Annotated in this window: 5 protein-coding genes and 2 pseudogenes; 5 read left to right on the plus strand and 2 right to left on the minus strand. The window is 69.2% G+C overall.

The features are described 5' to 3' along the window. The coding region (locus tag VIU94_RS17510) for an MFS transporter (protein ID WP_331912536.1) at positions 1-1,178 on the plus strand (1,178 nt) is incomplete at its 5' end. 455 nt (positions 1,179-1,633) lie between these two features. On the opposite strand, the pseudogene VIU94_RS17515 reads toward VIU94_RS17510, so the two are convergent. Then, a pseudogene (locus VIU94_RS17515) lies at positions 1,634-1,774 on the minus strand (IS5/IS1182 family transposase); the annotation flags it as partial. A 46-nt stretch (positions 1,775-1,820) separates the two neighbouring features. Next, positions 1,821-2,774, minus strand: coding sequence for a LysR family transcriptional regulator (locus tag VIU94_RS17520; RefSeq protein ID WP_331912538.1), 954 nt, complete (start codon positions 2,772-2,774; stop codon positions 1,821-1,823). Between the two features lie 71 nt (positions 2,775-2,845). Between VIU94_RS17520 and dapA the strand changes: the two genes are divergently transcribed. From dapA to VIU94_RS17540, 4 genes and pseudogenes are all read left to right on the plus strand, one after another. Next, complete coding sequence (dapA, locus tag VIU94_RS17525) at positions 2,846-3,763, plus strand: 4-hydroxy-tetrahydrodipicolinate synthase (protein WP_331912540.1); 918 nt, start codon at positions 2,846-2,848, stop codon at positions 3,761-3,763. A gap of 178 nt (positions 3,764-3,941) precedes the next feature. After that, complete coding sequence (locus VIU94_RS17530) at positions 3,942-4,583, plus strand: maleylpyruvate isomerase N-terminal domain-containing protein (RefSeq protein ID WP_331912542.1); 642 nt, start codon at positions 3,942-3,944, stop codon at positions 4,581-4,583. A 36-nt stretch (positions 4,584-4,619) separates the two neighbouring features. Continuing rightward, positions 4,620-4,757 (plus strand): annotated as a pseudogene (locus VIU94_RS17535) (IS5/IS1182 family transposase); the annotation flags it as partial. A 729-nt stretch (positions 4,758-5,486) separates the two neighbouring features. Further along, complete coding sequence (locus VIU94_RS17540; RefSeq protein ID WP_331912544.1) at positions 5,487-5,693, plus strand: hypothetical protein; 207 nt, start codon at positions 5,487-5,489, stop codon at positions 5,691-5,693. Positions 5,694-5,705: the final 12 nt, after the last annotated feature.

Here is a 5,705-nt window from a genome sequence, read left to right on the forward strand (position 1 = left end):
CCAACTCGCTGTTCCAGCGCGGCGTATTCGTCATCTTCCTTTATCAGCGAGGCTTCTCCGCCGCGCAAGTGGCCCTATTGCAGACACTGCTCTACCTGGTCAGCGGACTTGCGGAGTTGCCGACGGGAGTCATTGCCGACCGAATCGGCAGGCGTGCCAGCATCGTGATCGGCCAGATGCTGATAGCTGGATGTCTGCTCGGTCAGGTGGCGTTCTCCAACTACTGGGTGTTCCTGGCGCTGTTCATCGGGCAGGGCGTGGGCATGGCATGTGTGTCCGGCTCGGACACCGCCCTGCTGTACGACCTGCTCGTGCGTCGTGGTGCAACGGCCGGCTACGTCAAGATCAAGTCCCGGTTCACCATGCTCGGGACGGTCACCTCGGGAGCCGCCATCGTCCTCGGCGGTCAACTGCAGCAGATTTCCTGGGGAGTCGTCTACGTCGGTTCGGCGGCGTGCCTCGCCCTGGCCGTGGTGGTGCTGATGTCACGGGTGCCCGAGATCCGCGGCGCGGACGCGGTGGACGAGCAGGACGGAGCCGAGGAGGAGCACGGCGACGCCACAGCATGGCGGGCGATGCTTCGGGTCGCCACGCCAGCGCTCGTGACGCTTGTCGTGGTGTCTGGGTTGATGCATGCGACTTTGACGCCGTACATCATCTTTACGCAGAAGACCCTCTCCGATCAGGGAGCGGGCACCGCATTGGTCAGCGTGGTCATATCGGCGGGATTCTTCGCCGGCGGGCTCACGCCGCTGCTGTCGGACCGCGCGGACCGGCGCATCGGGTATCGGGTCATAGTCCCGGTGTCTCTCCTGACGCTCGCCGCGGCACTCGGCCTGAGCGGCCTCGGCCTTGTCTGGGTCACCATCGCCGCGTTCCTGGCCCTGGTCGGGATTCCCGAGATCACCGCAGTGATCGTGGACAACGTGTTCAACGAGGCCGTGCCGTCGCGCCACCGTGCGAGCCTGCTGTCGGTGATCGCATTCGTGGAGTCGGTGCTCATCGGCATCGGCTATCTCGTCCTCGGCGCGCTCATGGACGGGTTGGGCTCCAGTGTGGGCATGGCCGCCTACGCCGCGGTCCCCCTGCTGGCATGTCTCCTGTGGCTCCCGGTGCTCTTCCGAGGGGCACGGGTGACCACCGAGACCGAGAAGCCCGCCGACCAAAAGGCATCCTGAAACAGACCATCTCGAGCAACGCCCTGCTCGATGGCAGGGGCGTTGCTCGTTGACATCTCGCTCCCAGTCGGCGACGGAGCTGTCATCGCGACGATCAGCGCCAAACGGGATGGGAAGACTCGCGCCCCACCGTCTGGCGGGCTCTGGATGAGATCGATCAGGCGACGCCGCGCCCCGCGCCACCGGTGCGCACCGCTCGCTCGTGTCGCGAACGATTCGACGACGAGCCCGCCGGGCAGCGGTGTTGGGTTCACCGCCTGCTCTTGCGGGGCGCGAGCAGACTGGTGACTTTGGCGATCGCCTCCGCCGAGGGATGGAAGGAGCGCCGTACGTTCTCCGGCTTCTTGTGCCGGGACTTACTGATCGTTTCAGAATGAGGTTCGCAGGCGGCGGAGGCATACGGGCCTGCAGGCCAGTTCGAGCAGGCCCTGGTGGAGATCGGCGCGTCGTTCGAACAGCACGTACATGACGCCGGCGAGTGCTGCCCGGTCGGGAACAGGCAGCCGACCGGGGTAGCGGCGGCGCCGTTCGGGAGCGGGCGGCAGCAGCGGGGCCACCCGCTCCCACAGGTCGTCAGGAACAAGATCAGCACGCACTCCGGACACCCTGCCGACCAAGATCGTCGAGCACACGACCCGCGACTCAACTCACTGAAGCGATCAGTGAGGAGGCACGGCCCGTGGCGCCCACCGCTGTTCGCGCCGCCGACACGAATGCTGCGATCGCCGGGTGGGTGCTGCCGCCTGCGCGGAAGGCGACCTTCGAGCGGCGGAAGAGGGGCAGCCGGGTCAGGACCACGTCCTCGGGGGCGTGTGCGGTGGCCATCTCCGGTACGAGTCCGGCACCTTGGCCGATGGCGGCCAGTGCCAGGACCGTACGGAAGTCGTTGACCTGATGGCGGATGCGCGGCTGGAAACCGGCCGCCTGACAGGCGCGTACAGCCATCGCGTGGCCGGTCGTGCCGTCCCGGGCAGTGATCCACGGGGCCGTGGCCCACGGTCCGAGCAGCTCCGCCAGCGTGTCACCGCGGGCAGCGGGACCTCTTGCGGGATCGGTGTCGGTGGCGGCGCCCGTGGCCAGGTACATCGGCTCCTCCAACAGGGGCACCTGGTCGACCGTGGTGTCCGGTGACGCGGGCACGAAGTCGTAGTCGTGGACGAGGGCCACGTCGAGTTCGCCGGCGCGTAGGCCGTCGGAGACCCGCGCCGAGTCGATCTCCTGCACCATCGGTTCCAGCGCGGGATGCCGCTGGGCCAGTTCGGCCAGCGTGGCGGGCACGATCGCGGGGCCGCCGGAGGGAAACGTCCCGATCCGCAGCGGCCCGCCGATGCCCTCGCGTGCCCCGGCCAGCTCGGACACCGCCAGTTCGAGGCGTTCGAGGACGGCATCGGCGTGGGTGACGAGGGTGCGGCCCGCGGGAGTGAGCACCACCCGTCTGCCACTTCGTTCCAGCAGGGGTACGCCCGCCTCGCGCTCAAGCACGCTCAGCTGCTGGGAGACGGCCGAGGCGGTGAAGGTCAGCGCCTCGGCGACGGCCGCGATGGTGCCGCGTCGGTCCAGCTCGCGCAGCAGGTGGAGACGTCGGACATCGAGCATAAGGTGAGCTTACGCATAGGCGAAGAAACATGAACTGGATCTATCGGGTTGGTGTCGGTCAGGCTGGGCGCATGAAGCCCGAAGCGAATCTCACCGGCCTGTTTGTCCCCTTGGTGACTCCGTTCACCGACGACCTGCGCCTCGCCCCGGACGCGCTCGCCCGCCTCGCCGACGAGGCACTATCGGTCGGCGGCGCTCGCGGACTCGTTGCCCTGGGCACCACCGCGGAGGCGGCCACGCTGACCACCGAGGAGAAGCGGGCGGTGGTCCGCATCTGCTCGGCCGCCTGCCGGGCACACGGAGCTCCGCTGATCGTCGGCGTCGGAACTAACGACACCGCCGCCGCCATCACAACACTGCGGGAGCTCGCTCAGAGCGGTGACGTCGCCGCGGCGCTGGTTCCCACACCGCCCTACACCCGGCCCGGCGAGGCGGGAACGCTAGCGCACTTCACGGCACTCGCCGAGCACGGGGGTCTGCCGCTCGTGGTCTACGACATCCCGTACCGCACCGGTCAGCCCCTCAGCACCAGCACGCTGAACGCGCTCAGGCACCTACCGCAGGTCGTCGGGGTCAAGTACGCAACCGGTGCGATCGACGCAGCCGCGATGGAACTGCTCGGCTCGTCGGCACCGGGCTTCGCGGTGCTCGGCGGCGATGACGCCGTCATCTCGCCGCTGCTCGCGGCAGGCGCCCGCGGCGGCATCCTGGCGTCGGCCAATGTCCGCACCGCTGACTTCGCCGAGCTGATCTCGCTGTGGCAGCGCGACGCCACCGGACCGGCCCGCAGGCTGGGAACGGAGCTGGCCCGGCTGTCCGCCGCGCTCTTCGCCGAGCCGAACCCGACTGTGATCAAGGGGGTGTTGCACGCCCAGGGCCGTATCCCCAGCCCGGCCGTCCGGCTGCCGCTGCTGGCCGCCTCCGCCGATTCGGTCCGGCGAGCGGCGGACCTGGCCGCCGCCAGGACCCACCAAGAGACCGCAGCCTGACACGGGCCCGTGGCCCCGGGGGAACCCGGCGGACTTCGATGCAAGCCGATGGGGCCCGCCGCTCCCGCGCCACCACACTCCCCACATGGGCGAGCTCCCCAGGCGGCCGGGGCCGGCGGGTCGATCCACAACGCGGACCTGTCAGCGGCTGTGATGATGAGGTTGAGATGATGCCCGAATGACTGATGAGATCCGGAAGACATACCTGCAGGCGGCCGAGAAGGCGGTGCACCTGCTGGCTGCAGAGCAGGTGGCCCGATGCTGGGAGACCGAGTCCGTGCTCCCCGGGATGTCAGTGGGCGGGCTGGCCGGCCACCTTGCGCGTAGCGTCCTTCAGGTCGAGTGGTTCCTCGACGGTCAGGTAGTCGGCGCGGAGCCGGTGTCACCGGTTCGGTACTACGCGCGGCTCGCAGATACGTCGTTGCCGAACTCTGCGCTGAACGTCGGAGTGCGTGCCCGCAGCGAGGAAACTGCCGCAGCCGGCCCCGCAGTCGTGGCTGAGCAGGCCCGGGCAGCATGGGTGCGGCTGACGCAGCGGCTGGGCATGGAGTCCGCCGATCGACGGGTGGCTGTCCTTCACCGGCCGGGAGAGGAGATGTTGCTCGACGGATACCTGCAGACCCGCTGTGTCGAGCTGGCGGTTCACCTCGATGACCTCGCGCTCAGCGTCGACGCGCCATGCCGAGTGCCCGACGCTGCGCTCGCCATCGCGGTGGATGTGCTTGTTGCCGCCGCCCGGGACCGGCACGGCGACCAAGCCGTGTTGCATGCGCTCGCCAGGCGTGAGCGCGACGTCGACCAGGCCCTGCGCGTGTTGTAGGTCTACCGCACTACGGACGGACCATCCCCAAGGGTGCACGCCGCCCTGCTGGCCGAGCTTCGGCGCGACGCCCTGCTGGACCTGGACGACTGCTCCGTGGACGGGTCGCACGTCCGGGCCCTCAAAAGGGGGGATCACGTCGGTCCCACGCCCGTCGACCGCGCCCGTTCCGGCCGGCCGCCGAACTGGTCGCGCGCTACCGCGAACGCTGGGAGACCGAGCTCGCCTTCGACGAAATCAAGAACTACCTCGGCCCCGGCGGGCAGATCAGGTCGCGGACGCCGGAGGGCGTCCGCAGGAGCTGTGGGCCTACCTCGCGGTTCACCAGGCCATCCGTCAGGTCGCCCACACGGCTGCGCTCGCCCTTCCGGTCCTGGATGCAGACCGCGTGTCCTACCTGAGGTGCGTGCGCATCATCCGCCGCATCCCTTCCCAGCTTGGAGCGTCCACGACCCAGGCGCTCACCCGCTCCTATACCGAGGCCGGACGTGAGGCACACAGCCGAACCCTCCCGGCCCGCCCGCAGCCGGGACTGCCCACGGGCGATCAAGAAGCCCAACCGATGGCCGGTGCTGAGGACCCGCGCCAGACGCGACACCGTGCAGCCTGGCCGCTGGGCCCACAGCCCGACCGCGAAGCAGAAGAGCTCACGCCGGGCCGGACGACCAGCACTGAAGGAATCGCAAGCCGTGTCACCACCCTGAGAACGCGTTGGTCGCCCCGCAGACGGGGACCGGGTTCGTGGGTATGGGGGTGTCGGTAAGGACCGTGCAACCCGGTACACCCGTTTGAGTTCGCCCAGGTCAGCGGTGCCCCATTGATCGGTGGGGAGGCCTCCGACGGCGTCTTCGAGGTCGGCGTGGGTGGGGGCAGGGTGTACCGGCGGTCGGTGTCGAGGCGGGCGTGGCCGAGCAGTTCGGCGACGACGACGATGTCGACGCCGGCGCGCAGCAGGTTGGTGGCGAGGGTGTGGGCCGACAGGGCGAGGTTGCCCGCGTCGTCGAGGATGTCGGCGTCGGTGGCGGGTTCGTCGACGAATTCTCCTGGCTCACCGTTCGCAGTGGACTTCTTCGTGTACCCGCTCAAATCGGTCAACGGCGCACCCGATAGCGCAGGTGAAGC

Source organism: Streptomyces sp. (genome assembly GCF_036566765.1).
Classification (GTDB): domain Bacteria; phylum Actinomycetota; class Actinomycetes; order Streptomycetales; family Streptomycetaceae; genus Streptomyces.